The sequence below is a fragment of the Kitasatospora sp. NPDC023385 genome, from assembly GCF_055664045.1.
In genome coordinates, this window is sequence record NZ_JBVOOL010000001.1 from 599,862 (window position 1) to 622,343 (window position 22,482).

Below are 22,482 nucleotides of genomic sequence, written 5' to 3' on the forward strand. Positions count from 1 at the left end.
CCGGGCCTGCGCAGCACCGGAGTTCATCGGTCGAAGCTCAAGGTCCGGTACACGGTGACGTTGCCGACGAGCTCGGAGCAGGCGCTCGCGGCGTCCACCAGCCGCTGCGGGTACGAGGGGTCGGCCGTGTCGAGGAGCACGCCCAGGCACGTCCCGCTGTGGCCGACCACCACGCCGAGTCCGCCGACCTGCCGGCTGATGCCGATCATGGCGTCGAGCGTCTTCTTGGGGCGCAGCACCTGGTTCATCAGGGCGCTGCGGGTGGCCACCGCGCCCACCTCGGCGAGGTCCGCGCCGGCCACCGCCGTGGCCATCCGCTCCAGCAGCCGCGCGTACTCCGCCCGGTCCGCGGCGGAGAACGGCTTCGGGATGCGGTTGAAGGCGATCGTGTCGATCTCGCCGCCCTCGTCCACGCCGACCACGGTCATCGACGGCAGGGAGCCCAGCTCGGTGTGGAGTTCCACCCGGCGGTGGTAGAACGCCACGATGCCGGGGTACAGCACGCCGTCGGTGGGTTCGATCCGCGCCAGCAGCGACTCGATCCGCCGGGGCGGCATCGGCTCGCCCAGCGCGTTGGCGACCGCGCGCGCCGTCGCCACCAGGTCGGCGGAGGAGCTGGCCAGCCCCTTGCCCTCGGTCAGCATGCTCTCGATGGTCAGCACCCCGCCCATCGGCGTCGCCGCGGACTCCATGATCATTCCGGCCAGCCGGAGCGCCTTCCGCTTGTGCGCGGGCCGGACCTCCAGCACGTCGGTGCCGGGCAGGCCGTGGAACGTCACCCGGGCCCAGCGGGCGATCGGCAGGGTGACCAGGAAGTCGCTGTCCTCCTCGGGCAGCACCCCCTGGAGCAGCTCGCCGAACGTGCCGGACGCGGTACTCATGCCCGTCACCGCGGCGCTCGGCGCCGGGTGGCTCCCCGCGGCGCCCTGCCGCAGGACGGTGCCGGGGGCCTTCACCACTCCTGCCTTCCCTCCGGTCCGGCGAGCAGCCGGTCGACCTCGGCCGCCGCCGCGTCGACGTCCGCCCGCCGCCCTTGCCACCGCTTCTCCAGTGCGTCGAACGCGGTCTCCTGCTCGGCGAGCAGGGACCGTACGGCGTCCGGGTGGGTCGAGCCGTCCGAGCGCTTCGCCAGGAGTCCGCCCGACACGCCCATCGCCTCGGTGAGCAGGTCCGCGGCGTTCTCGGCGGTGTACCCCTGCGCGGCCAGGACCTCGTCGAGCAGTGCGCCGTCCGGCTCGGCGGGAGGCAGCCCGCGCTCGACGGCCAGCACGATGTAGCGCCCGGCCACGACCTGGGCGCTACGCCAGGGCACCCCGGCGCGCAGGGTCAGCAGGTTGGCGAGGGTGAACCCGCCCAGGTACTCGGCCTCGCAGGCCTCGCGCATCCGGTCCTCCCGGAACCGCAGGTTCTCCAGCACCGCGCCGAACAGCCGCAGGACCGACCCGAGGACGTCGAAGGCGGCGGGCACCCCGGCCCCCGCCTCCTTGGAGATCTCGACGGAGTTGCTGTACGGGGTGGACCGCTGCCCGGTGGAGATGGCCGTGTAGGCCGCGCCGAGATGCGCCGTACGGGCCCGGATCCGCTCCAGCACCGGGTAGTTCTTCTTCTGCGGCATCGCGGAGGAGATGCCCGACCAGTGGTCCGGCAGGTCGATGAAGCCGTATCCGGCACTGCCCCAGGTCATCAGGTCGGTGACGAAGCGGCTCAACGCGACGCCCAGCAGGGAGAACTCCGCGCACGCCTCCAACGCCCAGTCGCGCTGCGCCACCGCCCGCAGCGCGTGCGTGCGGACGTCGGGGAAGCCCAGCAGGGCGGCCATCCGGGCGCGGTCCCAGAGCAGTTCCTGCCCGGCCATCGCCCCCGCGCCCATCGGCGAGGCGGCAGCCGTCCGGTACACCGACTCCAGTCGCTCCAGGGTGTGCAGCACCTGTTCGCCGAGCGCCGCGAAGTAGAAGCCCGGGCTGATCACCTGAGCCGGCTGCAGGTGGGTGTAACCGGGCATGACGAGTGCGGCGCCGCGCCCGGCCAGCCGGTGTGCGGCGCGGCCGAACGCGATCAGCTGCTCGGCGCAGTCCAGCAGCCGCACCCGCCCGTACATCAGCTGGGCGGTGGCCTGCAGGTCGTTGCGGCTGCGGTCGACGTGCCACGCGGGCGGCACCGCGGCCAGCCGGCGCACCACATGGCGCTCCAGGGTGAAGGCGATGTCGCTCATGCTCTCCTCGGCCTCCCGGGCGATGGCCTCGGGGGTGACCTTGTCGAGCACGTCCGCGATGGCGCCGACCTGGGCTCCGTCCAGCAGGCCGAGCCGGCGGTACTCCAGCAGCAGGACCTTCTCCAGTTGGACGTACCAGGGCAGCAGGGCGTCGATCTCGAAGCGGAGCTGCGGCTCCAGCACCTCGGCGCGCAGCAGCGCGTCGGGGCCGGCCGCGATCCGTCCGGTCAACGCGCCGGCTCCGCTGGAACCGGCCGTCGTCGCAGGGTCGTTGGGCATGCGTTTCCTCACGGGGACGAAGGGGCGGTTCGGTTCAGCGCGGCCAGCACCGCGTCTCTCGCGTCGGCCGCCCGGGTCCGCGGCGAGCACTCCCCCGGGCCGAGCAGCCGGCGCTGCGTCACCTCGTCGGAGAGCAGCCGCCAGTCCCAGTGACCGGGGCCCCGGTCTCCGGCCGTCCCGACCGGGCCGTCCCGGCCGTCCCGGCCGTCCTCGGCGACGACGAGTTCGATGCCCGCCTTGACGCGGTGGGCCGCCGGGCTCTGCCGGGCGGCCAGCAGGAACGACCCGGCCGACTGCACGTCGTGCCGGTAGGCGGGCCCGAGCAGCCGGGCCCGCTCGGGCTTGAGCTCGTCGAACTCCACGTACGCGCCCTGGCGCAGCAGGGTGGCGGCGACCTCCCGGTCGCTCAGGGCCCTGGTCCGGTCCATGCCCGCCCGCACCGTCGCCGGCCAGTCCGGGGCGACCCCTCCGACGAGGACCCGGCGAGGCGCCGAAGGGCCGTCCTCCAGCAGCCGGGCCAGGGCGAGCGCGGGCGCCGCGCCCTCCCGCTGGCCCCACAGCACCAGGGGGACGGCGGCCAGCCCTGCCAGCTCGCCGGCGACCCGGCGCGCCACCTCCGCCACCTCCGCCAGGTCCTGCGCGCCGGGGACGAAGTCGTGTCCGGGCAGTTCGACGCCGTACACCTCGACGCCGCAGGGGGCGAGTTCCCGGGCCAGGGCGAGGAAGTTGACGGCGTTCCCGCCCGCGCCGGGGAAGCAGACCAGGCGGCCCTCGGGCACCGTCCGGCCCGGGAGGGCGCCGGTCAGCGCGTGCAGCAGGCCGGGCCCCGGCCGGTCCGGCGCCGCGCCCGCGCCCGCGTCCTTGCCCTCGCCCGCGTCCCGGCCCGCGTCGACGGCGGCGGCGAGGTCGGACAGCACGGGATGGGCGACGATCTGGGTCAGCGAGACCAGCCGGTCCAGCTTCACGACGAGCCAGGTCGCGGCGAGCGACGTCCCGCCGAGCGCGAAGAAGTGGTCGGCCCGCCCGATGCCCTGCAGGGGGAGGTTGAGCGCCTCCGCCCAGGCCATCGCGAGGCGCTGCTCGGTGGGCGTGCTGGGCGCCGTGCTGGGCGACTCGGCGTGCCCGAGCGTGCCGGCCAGCTCGGTGAGCGCCTTGCGGTCCACCTTGCCGTTCGCGCTGACCGGCAGGACGTCGAGCCAGTGGCAGTACGCGGGGATCATGTACTCCGGGAGGTGGCGGGCCAGCGCGGCCCGGACCCGGTCGTCCTCCAGGCGGACGGTGCCCACCAGGAACGCCGCCAGGACCCGGTGCCGGTCGCTCGCGGACGAGGCGACGACCACCGCGCCCTTCACCTCGTCCAGGGCCATCAGCCGGTTCTCGACCTCGCCGGTCTCGACCCGGAATCCGCGGATCCTGACCTGCTGGTCGCGGCGGCCGAGGAACTGCAGCCGGCCGCCGGGCAGCCAGCGCCCGAAGTCGCCGGTCCGGTACATCCGCTGTCCCGGCCGGAACGGATCGGGCACGAACGCGGCCCGGGTCCGCTCGGGATCGTTGACGTAGCCGCGGCCGACCGCGACACCCGAGAAGGCGATCTCCCCGGTCGAGCCGAGTGGCACCAGCTCGCCCCGCTCGTCCACCAGGTAGCCGTGGACGTTGCGTCGCATCCGGCCGAGCGTGACCGGCCCGTGCTCCGGCGCCCGGTCGAGGAACTCGTGCATCGTGTCGTCGGAGACCTCGGTCGCGCCGTACGCGTTGACCACCGGGATGCCCGGCCGGACCGCGAACCACCGGTGCAGCAGCGCCGGTTTCAGCTCGTCCCCCGTCACCAGGACGGTGCGCAGCACGCCGAGAGCGCGGGGGTGCCGCTCGAGGGCCGTGATCAGCGCGTCGAAGTAGGACGGGACGAACTGGGCGACGGAGACCCGCGAGGCGGTCAGCCCCGCGATGAAGCGGTCCACGTCGAGGAGCTCGTCGGTGTCCACGATGCGGGCGCTGCCGCCGGTCAGCAGGGGGGCGATCAGCTGCCACAGCGAGATGTCCAGGGACTGCGCCGCGGTCTGCGCCACCACGTCACCGGGGCCGAGTCCGAGGTCCGCCACCTTCATCAGCAGGTGGTTCAGCAGCCCGGCGTGCTCGCACATCACGCCCTTCGGCGTGCCGGTGGAGCCGGAGGTGAAGTAGATGTAGGCGAGTCCGCCGGGCGCGCACGCCCGGCCGGGGTTCCTGGTGTCCGCCGCCCCGGTGTCTCCTGCCCCCGGGCTCCCGGTCGCGGCGCACAGGGCGGCGGCGTCCACCAGGCGGCGGGTGTCCCCGTCCCGCACGGCGGCCCGCGCGGCCGCGCCGGCGCCGAGGACGAACCGGCACCCCGCGTCGTCGAGCTGCGCGGCGGTCCGGGCGGCCGGGAGGTCCGGCTGCACCGGCAGGTAGCAGCCGCCCGCCTTGAGCACGCCGATCGTGGCCGCCGCCGCTTCCAGGCCGCGCTCCATGACGACGGCCACCACGTCCTCGTCGCGGAGCCCGTCCGCCAGCAGGGCGTGAGCGATCCGGTTCGCGTTCGCGTTGAGGCGGCCGTAGGTCCAGGACCGGCTGCCGTGCGAGACCGCGACCGCGTCGGGGGCCGACCGGGCCTGCTCCTCGAACCGCTCGACGAACAGCCTCCCGTCGAAGGGCTCCGCCGCGCCCGCCAGCCCGTGGATCTGGGTGTGCCGCTCGTCCTCGGCGAGCAGGCTCCGCTCGCCCGCCGGTGCGTCCGGGCAGGCGGCCAGCAGCTCCAGGGCCCGTCCGTGGTAGCCGACGATCCGGGTCAGGTGCTCCTCGGACATGACGTCCGAACGGGACCGGGCGTGCACCGTGACGCGGTCGCCGTGCACGGCGATGCGCACCCACAGCGGCGGCGTGTTCGCCGGGTCCGGGTCGGGCTCCGCCGCGGACAGGTCCAGGACGGCCTCGCGGTCCGGCCCGGAGGCCGTATCCGGCGCCGGCGCGCGCCGGCACCCCTGCGCGGCCTGCCCGACCAGTTCGCGCCACGTGTGGCGCAGCACGCCCCGCACACCCAGCGGGCGCGGCGCGCCCGGATCACCGTCGACGGGCACGTACCCGGTGACCGGGTCCGGCTCGGAGGTGAGCGCCGCGACCACCCTCAGGTGCGCGGCCAGCAGCACGGCGTCCAGCGGGGCCGCGCTGTCGGCGGCCAGCGTGCGCAGCCCGGCGGCCGATCCGGGGGGCAGGGCGAGTTCGGCGGCCACCCCGGCCCGCGCGCCCGCCCCGCCCGCGGTCCACCGCGGAACGTGTACGGGTGTCGCCTCGACGCCCTCCGAAGCGCGCTCGTCCGTCGTCCCGGCCGCGACCGAACGGTCCAAAGTCTTCGACACGTGATCGCCAACCTACGGAGGAATGGACGGAAGAATGTGTTGTTCGGAAATGCCTTCGCCCCATGCTGGCGAACCGCACTGACACGCCGCTGACATACCGTCACCAATGTCCGGACAGCCTCGCGTTACCGGTGCCGGCATTCATGCGCAGCCCCGATGAGCACCCTTGTTCCGGCCCCCTCACGGGGAGGTTTTCGCCATTCCTTCACGGAGGTATCCGCTGACCGGTCCGAGCGCCTGTCGTCCGGTCCCGGCCCGGCCCCCGGGAGGGAATGCACCGCCGGTGAAACCTGCTCTTGCGCCTCGCGGAGATCTCCTGACACCGCGGCGGCGCGACCGGTCGCCCCCCGAACACCACCCCGCCCACCTGCCCTATTTGCCGCCCGCTTAAAGACATGGCGGCCCTACGGCCTCGAAGGCAGGCTGAGGCCATTCCACTCGTTCCTGAGCGAACCGGAGGAGATCGCCGAGCAGTGGAACGCGGCACTCACGTTTCCGACGAGTCGTACGCGGACTTCGTGATTCGACACTCCGGCCCACCTGACGGCTGCGCAGCGCCAGGCCCGGCCTCCTGCCTCAGACGAGAGGGAACGACCGTGTCCCAGCAGGCCCTCCCGCAGGGCGCGGCACCCGTCGCCGTCCGCAGCGCCGCCTGGTACCTGCCCGAGCACATCCTGCCGATCACCGACGTACGGACGCTCGACGAGGCCGAGCGCGCCACCCGCGACGGCCTGGGCATCGACACCGTCCGGGCGGACGACCGGCTGGACGCCGTCACCCTCGCGGAACGCGCCGCACGCCGGGCCCTCGAACAGGCGGGACTCGACGCCCGGGAGCTGGGCGCCCTGGTGATGGTGGAGTCGCGGGTCCAGGAGACCTTCCTCAGCTCCGAGGTGACCCAGCTCCAGCAGCGGCTCGGTGCCGACCACGCCCTCACCTTCTCGGTGGGCGGGCTCGGCTGCGTCTCGATCACCCCGGCCCTGCTGACGGCCCGCGGGCTGCTGGCCGCGGACCCCGCCCTGGAGGACGTCCTGGTCGTGCACGGCAGCAAGCCGGCCGCCGCCCTGCGCTACCGCCACCCGGTCACGGTGAACGGCGACGGCGGGCAGGCGCTGGTGGTCTCCCGCAGCGGGCGGATCCGGGTGCGGGACATCGCGCAGCTGACCAACGGGCGGTACTGGGACCTCTTCCACGTCGACTACCGGGACCGCCCCACCGCCCAGTGGCGCGAGGAGTGCACGGACCCCCGCACCTACTCCTTCCGCCTGGCCATGGAGACGCGCAACCGCCTCTCCTCGATGCTGGACGACGTGCTGCGGCGCAACGGGCTCGGCCGCGGGGACGTCGCCGGCTTCGTCAGCCAGAACCTGTCCGCCGGGGGTTTCGCCTTCCTCGAGGACTCGCTGGGCATCGAACTGCTGCCGGTGTGCCGGCAGAACCTGCGGAGGTACGGACACCTCGGCCCCAATGACGTCTTCCTCAATCTCAGCACGGCACTCGACCGTGGGGAGCTGGCCCCCGGCGACCTCGCGGTCATGATCAACGTCAGCCCGGTGGCAGCGTGGAGTCTGCTGCTGGTGGAGACAGGTCCGCGGAAGGGCGAGGCATGAACGACATCAGCACGAACGGCATCAGCACGAACGGCATCACCGAGCAGATCACCGACTTCCTGAGCGCGGCGCTTCGCCGGCCGGTCGAGCCGGACGACGACTACTTCGACCAGGGCCTCGCCGACTCCCTGTTCGCGCTGGAGCTGGTGACCTTCGTCGAGAACCGCTTCGCCCTCACCGTCGAGGTCGAGGACCTGGATCTGGACAGCTTCCGGACGGCCAACCGCATCACCGAGCTCGTCCGGCGCAAGATCGACGCCCCCGAGCGGGGGGAGGCGCATGCACAGCGTTCCTGACGGCGGCCCCGCCGCCGTGACGACGGATCCGCCGACGGCCCCGGATCTGTTCCGGGTGGCGGACGACCTGGCGGCCGACGCCCGGGCCCACGCCTCCCGTTGGGACCAGGACGGCCGGCTGCCCGACACGGTGCGGGCCGAGTTCGCCCGGTCGGGACTGCTCGCCGCCGACCTGCCCGGGCGGTACGGGGGCGCCGGCCTCGACCCACTCGCGCTCGGCGAGATCACGGCCCGGATCGGCGCCGAGTGCAGCGCCCTGCGCGGCCTGCTGACCGTCCAGGGCATGGTCGCGGCGGCGCTGCTGCGCTGGGGGACGGCGGAGCAGCGGGACGACTGGCTGCCCCGGCTGGCCGGCGGCGAGCTGACCGCCGGCTTCGCGGCGACGGAGCAGGCCGCCGGCAGCGCGCTGGGCTCGGTGGAGACCCTCATCGAGGCGTCCGGCGGGCCGGAGAGCCGGGAACTGGTGGTGAGCGGCCGCAAGAGGTGGGTCACCTTCGGTGCGGTCGCCGACGTGTTCCTGGTGCTCGGCACGTACGAGGGACGGCCGGCCACCGTGCTCGTGGACGCGGACCGTACCGGTGTCGAGCGGGAGCCGGTGAACGGCCAGCTCGGCATGCGGGCCGCCCGCATCGCCCATGTGACGTTCGACCGGGTGCGGGTGCCCCGGCGCCGGCTGGTCGCCCCGGCCGGTCTGGGGCTCTCCCACGTCGTCGGGACCGCGCTCGACCACGGCCGGTTCACGGTCGCCTGGGGATGCGTGGGCATGGCGGAGGCGTGCGTCGAGGACGCCGCCACCCACGCGGCGGTCCGCCGGCAGGGCGACCTCCCCCTCGGCGACCACCAGTTGGTCCGTTCGCTGCTGGCCCGGGCGGCGGTGGACGCCGCCGGGGCCCGCGCACTCGCCCGCAGGGCCGCCGAGGCCCGTGCCCCGGGCCCGGGGCACGGGGTGCCCGAGACGCTCATGGCCAAGTACGCGGCGGCCGCCGCGGCGGCGTCGGCGAGCCGCGACGCCGTCCAGGTGCTCGGCTCGGCCGGCTGCGCGCCCGACAGCAGGGCGGGCCGTCACTTCCGGGACGCCAAGGTCATGGAGATCATCGAAGGAGCGCAGCAGGTGTCGGAACTTCACATAGCCGAGCGGTTGTTACGGCGCTACGGTGCTGCGGCGCGCGGCACGGACCGCCCCGTCGCGCCCGGCCGCCCCGGCGGCGCGTCGTGACGGCGGCGGCGGGCGCCCCCACCGTCAAGTGCCTCGTCTGGGACCTGGACGACACGCTGTGGGACGGCGTGGTGCTGGAGGGCGACGACCCCGCACCCTTCCCCGCGGCGCTGGAGACCCTGGCCGAACTGGACCGTCGCGGCATCCTGCACGCCGCCGCCAGCCGCGGCGAACACAGCGTCACCCGGCGGCACCTGACGCAGCGCCGGCTCGCCGACTGGTTCTGCGCGGTGCGGGTGGGCTGGGGTTCCAAGTCCGACGCGGTGCGCCGGATCGCGAAGTCCCTCAACATCGGCCTGGACACCATCGCGTTCGTCGACAACGACCCGGTGGAGCGGGCGGAGGTCGAGAGCGAACTCCCCATGGTCCGCTGCTACCCGGCGGCGGAGGTCGGGCGGCTTCCACTGCTGCGGGACTTCCGGCCCGAGCACATCACCGCGGAGGCCGCCGGGCGACGCCGGCTCTACCAGGCCGAATGGCAACGCCAGGAGGCCGAGGAGGAGTTCACCGAAGGACGCCAGGCGTTCCTCGACTCGCTCGACCTGGTCATGGAGCTGCGCCCGGCCACCGAGGAGGACCTCGCCCGGGCCAGCGAGCTCACCGTCCGCACGCATCAGCTCAACAGCACGGGCCTGACCTACGGGATCGACGAACTGCGCCGGTTGAGCTCCGCACCGGACCACCAGGTGCTGCTGGCCACGCTCCGCGACCGCTTCGGCGACTACGGGATCATCGGCCTGGCCGTCACCGAACTCGTCGGGCGGGACTCCGTCCTGCGGCTGATGCTGATGTCCTGCCGGGTCGCCTCGCGCGGCGCGGGGAGCGTGCTGCTGCACCATCTGATCCAGCGGGCCCTGGCGGCCGGCCGGCGCCCCGTCGCGCACTTCGTCCCGACCGAGGTCAACCGGAACATGCTGGTCACCCTGCGGTTCGCCGGTTACGAGGCGACGGTCACCGACGAGGACCGCCTGGTGCTCGCCGTGGACCCGGCGCGCCCGCTGCCCAAGGCCCCCGGCCACACCCGCGTGATCGCCGGTGCGGCATGACCGGCGGAAGCGAGACCGCGATGACCCGACGTCCCGGTGGTACCGACGAAACCGCCCCGGCGCAGGCGCAGCCCGTGTGGGCCGCCTTCCGGAGCCGGGTGGCCGAGGCGCCCGAGACGACCGCGCTCGTCATCGGCGGGGCCGCGCTGACGTACCGCGAGCTCGACGACGCCTCGGCCGGTCTCGCCCGGCTGCTGTGGCAGCACGGGCTGCGGCCGGGGCGGGTCGTCTGCGTCCGGGCGCACCAGAGCGCCCTGTCCGTGATCGCCATGCTCGCCGCACTGCGCACCGGTGCCACCTGGGCGGTCCTGGAACCCGACCTGCCGGTCGGGAGGTTCGAGGCGCTGTGCCGGGACGTCGACTGCGCGGTGGTGCTGAGCGAGGGCGACGACGCCGTACCGGCCGCCGTGCTCTCGGCGATGCCCGCCCCGCCGGCGGTCGTGGACGTGGCGGACCTCCCGCTGGCGCGGCTGGTCGAGGCGGGCCGGGAACCGCTCACCGACCCGTACCCGCCGGTGTCCGAGCAGAGCCCCGCCTACGTCGCCTACACCTCGGGCTCCACCGGTGTGCCCAAAGGCGTGCTGGTCAGCCGGGGCCAGTTCGCGGCGTCCATCGGCTGCCGCGGGCCGGTGTACGGCACCGGACGCTCCGTCCTCCTGATCGCGTTGCGGCTGTCTTTCGACGGGATCCTCGGCGGCATGTTCTGGTCGCTCACCGGCGGCCACACGCTGGTGCTCCCCGACGCCCGACAGCTCGTGCGGGTGGCGGAGTTCACCCGGCTGGCCAGGGACCACCGGGTGACGCACCTGTTCAACATCCCTTCCTTCTACCGGGCGGTGCTCCAGGACTCCGGCGGCCTGCCCGACACCCTGCGAATGGTGGTCATGGGGGGCGAGGCCTGCACCCCCCAGCTGGTCCGCACGCACCACGAGCGGCTGCCGCGGGCCCGGCTCGTCAACGAGTACGGGCCCACCGAGACGACCATCGCCTGCACGGTGGAGGTCGATCCGGACCCGACCCGGGACCGGGTCGCCATCGGGCGGCCCTGGCCGGGAACGCACACCCTGGTCCTGGACGAACGGCTGCGCGAAGTACCGGCCGGGGAGCGGGGCGAGCTCTACGTCGGCGGCTCCCTCGTGGCACTCGGCTACGCCAACCAGCCGGCCCGGACGGCCGAGCGGTTCGTCGCGGACCCGTACGGGCCGCCGGGCGGGCGCCTCTACCGCACCGGGGACATCGCCAGCGTCGACGAGCGGGGCGCGCTGCACTACCACGGCAGGACCGACGACCAGATCAAGGTCCGCGGCACCCGGATCGAACTCGGCGAGATCGAGAGCGCGCTGGAACGCCACCCGGACGTGGAGCAGGCCGTGGTGCTCTGCGAACCCGCCGGGCGGGAGGAGCCGCGGCTGATCGCCTTCGTCCTGCCCGCACCCGGCAGCGGGCCGCCGGACGCCGCGACGCTGCGCGACCACTGTCGGGGCCGGCTGATGGAGCAGGCCACACCGACCCTGTTCGTACCGGTCGACCGCATCCCGCTCGACCACAGCACCAAGGCGGACCGGGCCGCACTCCGCACGCTGATCCCGGAACGGCAGCCGGCACCCGGCGGCGGCGCGGGCGGGGACTGGCGCGGGCACCGGCTCGCCGTCGGCCGCATCTGGTCGGAGGTCCTCGGGCACTCCGACGCGGGCCCGGACGACAACTTCTTCGCCGTGGGCGGGAGTTCGATCAAGGTCATCGACCTGCACGACGGGCTGGACAAGCGATGGCCCGGGGCGCTGCGGGTGGGCGAGCTGTTCGACTGCGTCACCATCGCCGACCAGGCGCGGCGCATCGCCGACCACCTGGGCGAGAGCGCGGAAGGCGAGGGCCACGCCCCACCGGCCACATACGAGCTCTGACAGGCGAACGGAGAAGGTGACATGAGCGGTACGGGCGTGACACGCGGCAGGCCGGCCATCGCGGTGATCGGCATCGCCACGAGATTCCCGCAGGCGGACTCCCTCGCCGCCTTCCGGGCGAACCTGCGGGCCGGACGGGACTCGGTACGCCCGATCCCGCCGGAGCGGATCCGGAGCACCGGGCTCGATCCCCGGCACGACTACCCGGAACAGGGCTACCTCGAACGGATCGACCTCTTCGACCACCAGCGCTTCGGGATGTCCCGGCGCGAGGCGGAGGTGACCGACCCGCAGCACCGGCTGGCCCTCCAGCTCACCCACGAGGCCTGGGAGAACGCCGGGTACGCCCCGGCCGGGGTCCGGGACAGCCGGACAGCGGTGATCTTCAGCTCGCCGAACAACGGCTACGCGCCCCTGGTGCGCGAGCACGGCACGCTCGCCATGAACGGGAACATCCCCTGCGCCCTGCCGGCCCGGATCTCCCACCTCTTCGGATTCACCGGCCCCTGCTACGGCGTCGACACCGGCTGCAACGGCTCACTCGTCGCCGTCCACCAGGCCTGCCGTGAACTCGGCGACGGCGAAGCGGACTACGCCGTCGTCGGCGGAGTGAGCCTGCGGCACGTCGTACCGCCGGCGACCGCGGTGGCCGACTTCCCCGGCATCGCCTCGCCCACCGCCCGCTCCCGCGCGTTCGACCGGGCCGCGGACGGCGCGGGCGCCGGCGAGGGCGGCGGGGTCGTGGTCCTCACCACGCTCGAACGGGCGCTGGCGGAAGGCGCGTTCATCCACGCCGTGATCCGCGGCAGCGCCGTCGTGCACAACGGCCGGCACGCCGCGACCATCAGCACGCCGAGCGCCCGCTCACAGGCCGAGGTCATCACCAAGGCGTGGCGCAGTGCCTCGCTCGACCCGGCGGACGCCGGATACATCGAGACGCACGGTTCCGGCACCCGGCTCGGCGACGCCGTCGAGGCCGAGGGCCTGGCCCTCGCCCGTCCCGACGGCGACCGCACGGTGAAGGTGGGCTCGGTCAAGACCAACATCGGGCACCTCGACCACGCCGCGGGGATCGCCGGACTCGTCAAGGCCGTACTCAGCGTGCACCACGGCGAGCTGTACCCCTCGCTGCACTTCGAGGAGCCCGCCGACGAGGTCGACCTCGAAGGCGCCCGCCTCGAAGTCGTCACCTCCCTCGAGCCGTGGGACGACGAGACCCGCCGGGCGGGCGTGAGCTCCTTCAGCCTCGGCGGCGTCAACGCGCACTGCGTCGTGGAACAGCCCCCCGCGACCGCCCCGGTCCGCCCCGCCGCCAACCCGCCGCAGCTGGTCGCGGTGTCCGCCCGCAGCCGGGCGGACCTGCTCTCCCAGTGCGAGCGGCTGTCACTCGAACTGCGCCACACCGCCCACCCGCTGGCCGACGTCGCCCGCACGCTGAACGAGGGCCGGGACCACGACGCCCACCGGGTGGCCGTGGTCGCCCGGGACACCTCCGAGCTCGCGGCACGCCTGGCCGCCGAGGTCACCTGGCGTCGGCTCGACGCGCCCGGGGCGCACGAGGCGGCGGACACCGCTGCTGTTCGCCCGACGGCCGCACCCCGGGTCGTCTTCCTGCTCTCCGCGGATGCCACACCCGGCCAGCTGCCCGACGAGCCGCGCGATCAGCTGCCGGACGGGCTTCCCGACGAGCTGCCCGTACCGGCCGACCGCGCCGCGATGGTCGGCGGACAGCTCGCGACGTACCAGCGGCTGGTCGGGGCCGGCGTCTCGCCGGACGGGCTGATGAGTTCGGGGATCTCCCGCTACACCGCCCGCTACCTGCGGGGCGACCTCAGCGCCGAGGACACCGCCGCCCTGCGGCAGGCACCCAGCGGGCAGGATTCGGCGGTGGCGGGCAACCCGCTGCGGACGGAGCAGCTCCAGGCGGCGGCGGACGAGCAGCTCGCCGACGGTCCCGTGGTGTTCGTGGAGCTGGCGTCCCGTGGCGAGATCAGCGACCGGCTGACGGTCCACCTCCGCGACCGCGCGGACGCCCGCGTGCTCCGGCTGCGGCCCGGTGCCACCGACGCCGACTCCGACGCCGCCGTCCTGGAGCTACTGGGCCGGTTGTACGAGGAGGGCGTCAGCCTGGACTGGCCGCTGCTGCGGGCCCACCCCTCGGCCGGTCGGATTCCGCTGCCGGGCCATCCGTTCACCGGCGTCGCCTGCTGGGCCACGCCGTTGGACGAGGTGCCGTCCGTCAGCGAAGCTCTCCGTCCGCCCACGGCTCAGGCTGCCGTTCCGGCTCCGGTGCCCGCATCCACACCAGCGCCCACACCCGCCGCCGAGGAGCCCCCGGCCGTACTGGACTGGCTGCGGGACACCCTCGTCGAGCTGCTGCACGCGGACGAGGTCCCGGCCGACGCGGACTACTTCGCCATCGGCGGCCACTCCGTCATCGCCCTCCAGCTCCTGGACCGGATCCGGGAGCGGCACGGGGTGCCGCTCAAGATGGCGGACATCTACGACCACCCCGTCGTCAGCTCGCTCGCCCAGGCCATTCACGACCGGGCGCAGCACGCGCCCACGCCGCGTTCGCCGGGCACCGGCACCCGCACCGGCACCGGCGCCGCGCCGACGGCCCCGGTCGTCCCCGCGGAGGCCGGCCCCGGACTGCCGCCGGTCGTCCCGGGCGGGGAGCCGGTGCTGTCGTACGGGCAGGAGCGGATGTGGTTCCACCACCAGCTCGACCCGACGACCACGCTCTACAACCTCCCCGGTGCCTCCCGGTACCGCGGCCCCCTCGACGTCGAGGCCTTCAGGCTCGCCTGGGAGGACCTGGCACGCCACCACGAGGTGCTGCGGTCCAACCTCGTCGAGGTCGACGGCAGGCCCGGGCTGGTGATCCGGCCCGAACTGGGCGACTTCTTCACGTACCTGGACGTCTCCGGCGAGGACGACCCGAAGACCGCGGCGGGTGCGGTCGTCACCTCCGCCATGCGCTGGGTCTTCGACGTCGCCGCCGAACCGCTCGTCCGGGTGACCGTCGTGCGGGTCGGCGACGGCGACCACATCGTCTGCTGGTGCATGCACCATGCGGTGAACGACGGCTGGGCCCCGCAGATCCACCTGCAGGAGCTGCTGGAGTTCTACACGGCCCGGCTGGAGAACCGTGCCCCCGCCGTCGAACCGCTGCCGGTGCAGTACGCGGACTACGCGCGCTGGCAGCGCGAGCTGGTGGCCGGCTCCCTCCTGGACGGCGAACTGGACTACTGGCGCGAGCAGCTGAGCGGCGCGCCCGCGCTGGCACTGCCCACCGACCGGCCGCGCCCCGGCCGGATGGACTTCGCGGGGGCCACCCACGGGTTCACCATCCCCGGCCCACTGGTGCGGCGGCTGCGCGAGGTGGGCGCCCAGGAGACGGCCACGCTCTTCATGGTGCTGCTCACCGCGCTCAACGTGCTGCTCGCCCGCTGGTCGGGCCAGCGGGACATCGTCGTCGGCACCTCGACCGTCGGCCGCAGCCGGCCCGAACTGTGGGGCCTGCTCGGCTTCTTCAACAACACCATCGCGCTGCGCTCGGACCTGTCGGGCGACCCGAGCTTCCGCGAACTGCTGCACCGGGTGCGCGGGGTGCTGCTCGACGCCCTCGACCACCAGGAGATCCCGTTCGACCAGGTCGTGCGCGAGGTCGCGGCCGACCGCGACCCGAGCCGCAACCCGCTCTTCGACGTGATGTACGTGCACCAGACGCTGCCGCCGGCCGCCTCCTTCGGCGAGGTCGACACCGGACCGGCGCACGACCCGGAGCTCATCCCGCACTTCCCCGGACTGCCTCCCGGCACCGCCAAGTTCGACCTCTCGATGGTCGTCGGCGAGCTGGTGGACCAGGACGAGATCGTGGTCATGATGGAGTACGCGACGCAGCTCTTCGACGCCGACACGATCGCTGCCATGTCCGAGGCGTTCACGCAGCTGCTGCACGCCGTCGCGGACGACGCGGACCGTCGCTTCAGCGACCTCCCCGGCGGTCCGCCTGCGGCAGCCGGACCGGCCGAGGACCGGCCGGGCGCTGACCCTGACACCGACCCTGACGCCGACCCTGTCGTCAGCTGCATCGAGCTGCGCGGCGAGGTGCGGCTCCCCGCGCTGCGCGCGGCGCTGGAGGAACTGGCGGAGCGGCACGAGGCGTTGCGGGCCGGCACCGCCGAAGCCGCGGGGCACGGCTCGCTGCTCGGCGACGGCTTCTTCACCACCGTGGACGTCTCCGGCGCGAGCGATCCCCTCCTCGCGGCCACGAAGATCGCGCAGGCCGAGGCCGCATTCAGCCTCGATCCGGCGTCCGGCCGCCGGCTCCACGCGCTCCTCGCGACGACGGGCCCCGCACGGCACGTCCTGCTGGTGACCACCCACCGGCAGGCCTACGACGGTGGCCAGCCGGAGGTGTTCTTCCGGGACCTGCTCGCCCTGTACGGCGGCCGCCTGCACGGACACCGGGCCGAGCTGCCTGAGCTGCCCGCGCTGTCCGGCGAGCCCGCCGAGCCCTGGACGCGCCCCCGACGGGAGGACCAACTCTCCTACTGGCAAAGGATGTTGGGGGGCATGCCCGACGGCGCGCCGCCACTGGACCGGGCCCGGCCCGCCCACGGCACCCGCGCCACCGCCACCCTCGGATCCCTGATTCCCGCCGACCTCGCCCACGCGGTGAACCGTTCCGGGGCCAGGGAGGGCGTGCTGGCGGCCCTCGCCGCCCTGCTCGCCCTGCGGACGGAGGCGGACGAGGCACTCATCGGACTGACCGGCGCGTCGCTTCCCCTCCCGGCGGCCCGCAGGCGGCTGGGCTCCTTCACGCGGAGCCTGCCGCTGCGCCTGGACCTTGCCGACGACCCGTCCTTCGAGGAGCTCACCGACCGGGTGCGGCGCGCCGCCACCGGGGCGGAACAGCACCAGGACGTGCCGCTCGCCGACATCGCGCGCGCGGCCGGACTCCCCGACGAACCCGGCAGGGCGCCGCTGTTCGACGTGGCGTACTCCTACCAGGCGCTGCCGCCGACACTCGGCGCGGCGGCCGGGGTGGAGGCCGGGGTAGTGGCCGGAGTCGAAGGCGGCGTGGAAGGCGGGGTGGAGGCGGCGCCCGTACGGTGGCCCGGCACGGACGCGAGGCGGCTCACGCTGCCGCCCGACCGCAGCGAGCTGGACCTCTCCTGGTCCGTCGTCGCAGGACCGGGGCCGGACGAACTGTCCGTCTCGCTGGACTACCGCACCGAGCTCTTCGACCAGCCGAGCGCACAGGCTCTGGTCGACGGACTGCTCGCGATGCTGCGCGCGGCCACCCGCGCCCCCGACGCACCGCTGTCCAGGCTGTGGCCCCTCCACGCGACGACCAGCCCCAGCACACCCGCGGAGCCGGCCACGGCACGGCTCGCCACCATCGACTGACCCGTCCCGGCCGACGAAGGAGACCCGCCACAGTGGGCGAACAGACAGACGTTCAACAGACCGCGCAGACCGTTCCGGCCGGGTCGGTGGTGGGCATCGTCGGCGCGGGCACGATGGGGATCGGTGTGGCGCAGTGCTTCGCCGAGGCCGGCCACCCCGTGGTCGTCGTCGACAACGACCCCGGGGCGCTGGCGTCGGGGCCGGCCCGGCTCCGCGCCGGGATCAGGACGGCCACGCTGCTGCGCCGGGGGCCCCGGCCGGCGCGGGCGGGCGCACCCGCAGCCCGCACCGAGTCCCTGGTGGCCTTCTCCGCCGACCTCGCCGACCTGGCCCCCGCCCTCCTGGTGGTGGAGTGCGCCCGGGAGGACGAGGACACCAAGGAGGGCATCCTGCGCGAGCTGGACCGGATCTGTGGCCCCGAGGCGATCCTCGCGTCCAACACGTCGTGCATCCCGGTCAGCCGCCTCGGGTCCTTCACTGCCCGGCCCGACCGGGTCATCGGCACCCACTTCATGAATCCGGCACCGCTCAAGGACGCGGTGGAGGTGATCTGTGCGCCGCTGACCAGCGGTCTCACCGTGGAACGCACCGAGGCGTTCCTCGCCCGGGTGGGAAAGCACGCCATCGTGGTGCGCGACGCCCCCGGCTTCGTCACCAACCGCGTGCTGATGCTGACGCTCAACGAGGCGGCCGCCGTGCTGGGCGAGGGAACCGCCGACGCCGAGACCGTGGACCGGATATTCCAGGACTGCTTCGGCCACCCGATGGGGCCGTTGCGCACCGCCGACCTCATCGGTCTCGACACCATCGCCGACTCGCTGGAGGTGCTGCGCCGGCACACCGGCGAGGACCGGTTCCGGCCCTGCGCCCTGCTGGCCCGGCTCGTCGCCGAAGGCCATGTGGGACGCAAGTCGGGCCGCGGCTTCTACGCGTACGCGCCGCAGCAGCACCTCGTCACGCGGGGAGGCGCCGACCATGGCTGACCGCCAGGGCGCGGCCGCCGACGTCTCCGCCGCCGGACCCGGCGCGCCCAGCGGCGGCCACACCGCCCAGCTCGTGGAACTCCACGGCGACCTGGACCTCGCCGCGCTGGCCGAGGCGGTCGCCCAGGTCGTGGCCGAGAGCACCGCACCTCGGGTGCGCGGCACCGGAGAGGAGTCGGGCGCCCCCACCGCCCCGCAGCCCTCGGACGGCCCGCCGATGCCCGTGGTGGACCTGAGCGCGGAGGCGGACCCGCGGAGCGCGGCCGACGCGTGGACCCGCGCCGCCCTCGCGCGCGGGGCGGAACCCGCACCGGGCGGCGAGGACGCCGGGCACCCCTGGTCCGCCCAGGCGTTGCTGCGGCTCGGCCCGGACCGCCACCACTGGTTCCACCAGCACCCCCGGGCCCTGGTCGACCGCTTCGGCTGTGCGCTGATCACCCGTCGGGTCTCCGAGGTGTACACGGCGCTCACCGAGGGCCGCCCGGCCGCGGACGGCGCCTTGGCCACCCGGGCCCGGCCGGCCACGGCGGCGGCCCGGCACGCCGGCGCTGCCGCCCGGGGCGCCGACGGGTCGCGGGCACCGCTGGTCTCCCGACCGGTGACGCTCGGCACCACCGACACCGAACGCGTCCGGGCCGCCGCCCGCGACGGGGGCGTGCCGGCCCGGGCGGTGCTGTGCGCCGCCGTCGCGGCCTACACCCACCGGCTGAGCGGCGCCACGGACGTGGTGATCGGCATGCCGGTGGACGGCCGGCCGGACCGGGTGAGCAGGCGCGTCCCGGACGCGAGCGACGCCATCGTGCCGCTCCCCCTGACGGTACGGTCCGCCGTCACCTTCGCCGAGTTATGCCAGGCCGTCGCCCGGGAGTCGCGCGAGGCGACCAGGCACCAGCGGCCGGCCCACCGCGAGTCGGGCCGCGCGGCCGGGGCGCCGGACGGCCCGCCCCGGCCGCTCGGGCCGATCGCCGACATCCGCACCCCCGGGGCCGACGTACGGTTCGGCGAACTGTCCGTGCTGGTCCACGACCTGGTCCCCGAACCGGTCCACGCACCGGTCCACGACATCCGCGTCGTCATCGACGACCACCCCGCGGACCAGCGGCTGCGGATCGTCTTCAGCGGCGCGGCGGATCGCCACCGCGCCACCGAACTCGACGCACACGCCCGGCGTTTCGGGCGTCTGCTGTCCCTGGCCGTGGCCGACCCGGGGCGCCCGCTGGGCACCCTCGACCCGTCGGCGGCGGACGGGTCGGCGCACGTGTCGGCGGGCGAGTCGGCAGCCGAGTCGACGGCCGTTCGCTCCCGGACGAGCCGCACGGCCTCCGGGGCACCCCACCGGACGCTCACCGACCTGCTGGAGAGCGCCGCCCGCAGCCACCCCGACGCGGTCGCCGCCGTCAGCGCCGACGACAAGCTCACGTACGCCGAACTTCACGCGCGTGCCAACCGGCTGGCCCGGCTCCTGCTCGACCGGGGCGCCGGGCCGGAGTCGGTCATCGGACTGCTGCTCCCCCGGTCCGCCGGAGCACTCGTGGCGATGCTCGCCGTGCTCAAGACCGGCGCCGCGTACCTGCCGCTCGACCCTGCTTACCCGGCCGAGCGCCTGCGCTTCATGGTCGAGGACGCGGAACCCCTCTGCGTGCTGACCGACGCTGCCACCGACCCGTACGCCGCCGGCCTCGCGAGCCGGTCGGCCACCACCATCCGGATCGACGACCCCGCGATCGCCGGGGAGTTGGAGCACCTGTCACCCACGGCGCTCTCCGACGCCGACCGCCCCGAGCCGCTGCGGCCCTCGCATCCCGCGTACGTCATCTACACCTCGGGCTCCACCGGCACGCCCAAAGGTGTCGTGGTGCCGCACCGCGCCGTGGTCGCGCTGGTCGACTGGGCGGCCGCGGAGTTCGGCGCCGAGTCGTTGGCGCACGTGCTCGCGGCGTGCTCCTTCAGCTTCGACGTGTCGGTGGCCGAGATCTTCCCGGCGCTGGCGGGCGGTGGCAGCGTCGAGCTGGTCGACAGCCTCCTGTCGCTGCTCGACGGCGACCCGCCCAGCTGGTCGGGCGGTCTCATGTGTGCCATCCCTTCGGTGTTCTCCAAGCTGATGGAGACCGGCGGCCTCAAGGTGTCGGCCACGACGCTCTCGATGACCGGTGAGGCGCTCCCCGCGACCCTCGCCGCGCGGATCCGGGAGACCATGCCCGGCACCCGGGTGCTCAACGCGTACGGTCCCACCGAAGCCACCGTCTTCGCCACCGCGGCCACCGTCGATGCCACTGCCCCGACAGGCGAAGGTGCTTCGCCGGAGGGCGCACCGCCCATCGGAGGGCCGCTGCGCCACGTACGCGCCTACGTGCTTGACAGCTCCCTCCGCCCGGTGGCGACCGACCGCCAGGGCGAGTTGTACCTGGCGGGCGACGGCCTCGCCCGGGGGTACCTGCGCCGGCCCGGGCTGACCGCGGAGCGCTTCGTCGCCGATCCCTTCGGGCCGCCCGGCGAGCGGATGTACCGGACCGGTGACCTGGCCCGTCGGCGCCCCGACGGGCAGCTCGACTTCCTCGGCCGCACGGACGACCAGGTCAAGGTCAACGGCTTCCGCATCGAACTCGGCGAGGTGGAGGCCGTGTTGGCCCGGCACCCCGCCGTCACCGAAGTCATGGCCGGTGTGCAGGAGGGGGCGGGTGGCGAGCCCTGGCTCGTGGCCTACCTGGTGCCCGCGGAGGGGGCCCGCGTCCCCGGCCGCCACGCGCTGCGGGACTGGGCGGCCGAGCGGCTGCCGGCCCATCTGGTCCCGGCCGACCTGAGGACCGCCTCCGCGCTGCCGCGTACGGGCAGTGGCAAGCTCGACCGCGCGAAGCGGCCGACGGGCTTACGGCCGCTGGAGGCCGACGCACCGACCGCCGACGCACCGACCGCCAACACCCCGACCGTCGACGGAGCGCGGGAGGCGCACGTGGCGCGGGCGTTCCGCGAGGTGCTCCGGCTCCCCGACGTCGCGACGGACGCCGGCTTCTTCGATCTCGGCGGCGACAGCATCATGTCGATCCAGCTGCTGAGCCGACTGCGTCGGGTGGGCCTGGTCCTCACGCCGCAGGACGTCCTCGAACACAAGACGGTCGCAGCGCTGGCCCGGGTCGCGCGCGAGACGAACGGTACGAAGTACCCCGCCGCCGTGGCGCCCGAGGCAGGCGACGGCGGCGCGGGCAACAGGCGGCGGAGCAGCCAGGAGACGTCCGGCGGAACCGGCAACGAAGTCCTGCTGCCGCTGCGGGAGTCGGGCGGCAAGGCGCCGCTGTTCTGCGTGCACGCGGCGGCGGGCTTCTCCTGGGGCTACGCGGCACTCACCTCGCCGCTCGGCACCGATCGGCCGGTGTACGGCCTGCAGGCCCGGGGCCTGGACGGCGGCGGCGTCATGCCGACGTCCGTCCGGGAGATGGCGGCGGACTACCTGGACCAGGTCAGGTCCGTCCAGCCCACGGGCCCCTACCACCTTCTCGGCTGGTCCTTCGGCGGGGTGGTCGCCCACGAGATGGCGGTGCAGCTGGAGCGGAGCGGCGAGTCGGTGGAGACGCTGGCGATCCTCGATGCCCACCCCTCGGGCGCGGGCCTCGCCGACCTCCCGGCCGACGCCGAAGCCTGGGCCAAGGCCGGGGCCGGGGCCGGAGGCGGAGCCGGGGCCGGGGCCGGGGCTGCGCCGGGTTCGATCGCCGACCGGCACGTCCTCCCGTTGCTCCTGGAGTTCTTCGGCTACGACCCCTCCCGGTGGGCGGGCGAGTCGCTGACGTATCCGCGGTTCCTGGAGATCGCCCGGGCGCAGGACGGGATGCTCGCCTCGTTCGACGACCGGCGGATCGCCGCGATGGCCCGGGTCATCACCAACAACGTGCGGATCGCCGTCCTGCACGAGCCTCGCCCGTTCGACGGGAACACCGTGATGTTCACCGCGCACGACCACGCGCCCGAGACCGCGCTCGACCAGTGGCGCCCGCTGATCAGGGGCTCGCTGGACGTCCTGCCGGTCGACTGCGCGCACAAGGAGATGGGAAGCCCTGCCGTGCTCGGCGACGTCGCCCGCGTCCTCGTCGACCGGTGGGCCGCCAAGACGCCACAGAAGGGTCGGTGAACACGCCGTGAGCAATGCGCCGGAGCA

Annotated in this window: 11 protein-coding genes; 8 read left to right on the forward strand and 3 right to left on the reverse strand. The window is 74.4% G+C overall.

Annotated elements, in window-relative coordinates; translation table 11 throughout:
* Positions 1 to 23: 23 nt before the first annotated feature.
* From AC0B61_RS02620 to AC0B61_RS02630, 3 genes are read right to left on the reverse strand one after another with little or no spacing between them, the layout of a single operon-like run.
* The gene (locus tag AC0B61_RS02620; RefSeq protein WP_471738756.1) at positions 24 to 959 is read right to left on the reverse strand and encodes a GHMP family kinase ATP-binding protein; all 936 of its coding nucleotides are present in this window, start codon (positions 957 to 959) and stop codon (positions 24 to 26) included.
* The gene (locus AC0B61_RS02625; protein WP_471738757.1) at positions 953 to 2,491 is read right to left on the reverse strand and encodes a lyase family protein; all 1,539 of its coding nucleotides are present in this window, start codon (positions 2,489 to 2,491) and stop codon (positions 953 to 955) included. The genes AC0B61_RS02620 and AC0B61_RS02625 overlap by 7 nt, the downstream gene beginning before the upstream one ends.
* A gap of 8 nt (positions 2,492 to 2,499) precedes the next feature.
* Entirely contained in the window at positions 2,500 to 5,862 is a 3,363-nt protein-coding gene (locus tag AC0B61_RS02630; protein ID WP_471738758.1) for a non-ribosomal peptide synthetase, read from the reverse strand.
* A 671-nt stretch (positions 5,863 to 6,533) separates the two neighbouring features.
* Here AC0B61_RS02630 and AC0B61_RS02635 point away from each other — a divergent pair.
* From AC0B61_RS02635 to AC0B61_RS02670, 8 genes are read left to right on the forward strand one after another with little or no spacing between them, the layout of a single operon-like run.
* Positions 6,534 to 7,472 (forward strand): ketoacyl-ACP synthase III family protein, encoded by a 939-nt coding sequence (locus AC0B61_RS02635; protein WP_471738845.1) that lies wholly within the window; start codon positions 6,534 to 6,536, stop codon positions 7,470 to 7,472.
* Positions 7,469 to 7,768 carry an acyl carrier protein gene (locus tag AC0B61_RS02640; protein WP_471738759.1) on the forward strand — a complete coding sequence of 100 codons (300 nt, stop codon included), beginning with the start codon at positions 7,469 to 7,471 and terminating at the stop codon, positions 7,766 to 7,768. The genes AC0B61_RS02635 and AC0B61_RS02640 overlap by 4 nt, the downstream gene beginning before the upstream one ends.
* The gene (locus tag AC0B61_RS02645; protein WP_471738760.1) at positions 7,752 to 8,984 is read left to right on the forward strand and encodes an acyl-CoA dehydrogenase family protein; all 1,233 of its coding nucleotides are present in this window, start codon (positions 7,752 to 7,754) and stop codon (positions 8,982 to 8,984) included. The genes AC0B61_RS02640 and AC0B61_RS02645 overlap by 17 nt, the downstream gene beginning before the upstream one ends.
* Positions 8,981 to 10,030: an HAD-IIIC family phosphatase gene (locus AC0B61_RS02650; protein ID WP_471738761.1), complete on the forward strand. Its 1,050-nt coding sequence runs from the start codon at positions 8,981 to 8,983 to the stop codon at positions 10,028 to 10,030. Before AC0B61_RS02645 ends, AC0B61_RS02650 begins: the two co-directional genes overlap by 4 nt.
* Positions 10,031 to 10,050: 20 nt before the next feature.
* Positions 10,051 to 11,934, forward strand: coding sequence for a non-ribosomal peptide synthetase (locus tag AC0B61_RS02655; protein ID WP_471738762.1), 1,884 nt, complete (start codon positions 10,051 to 10,053; stop codon positions 11,932 to 11,934).
* A gap of 21 nt (positions 11,935 to 11,955) precedes the next feature.
* A complete protein-coding gene (locus tag AC0B61_RS02660; protein ID WP_471738763.1) occupies positions 11,956 to 17,352 on the forward strand; it encodes a condensation domain-containing protein in 5,397 nt (1,798 codons plus the stop codon).
* A gap of 32 nt (positions 17,353 to 17,384) precedes the next feature.
* Positions 17,385 to 18,335, forward strand: coding sequence for a 3-hydroxyacyl-CoA dehydrogenase family protein (locus AC0B61_RS02665; protein WP_471738764.1), 951 nt, complete (start codon positions 17,385 to 17,387; stop codon positions 18,333 to 18,335).
* A complete protein-coding gene (locus AC0B61_RS02670) occupies positions 18,328 to 22,455 on the forward strand; it encodes an amino acid adenylation domain-containing protein (RefSeq protein WP_471738765.1) in 4,128 nt (1,375 codons plus the stop codon). The genes AC0B61_RS02665 and AC0B61_RS02670 overlap by 8 nt, the downstream gene beginning before the upstream one ends.
* Positions 22,456 to 22,482 lie beyond the last annotated feature (27 nt).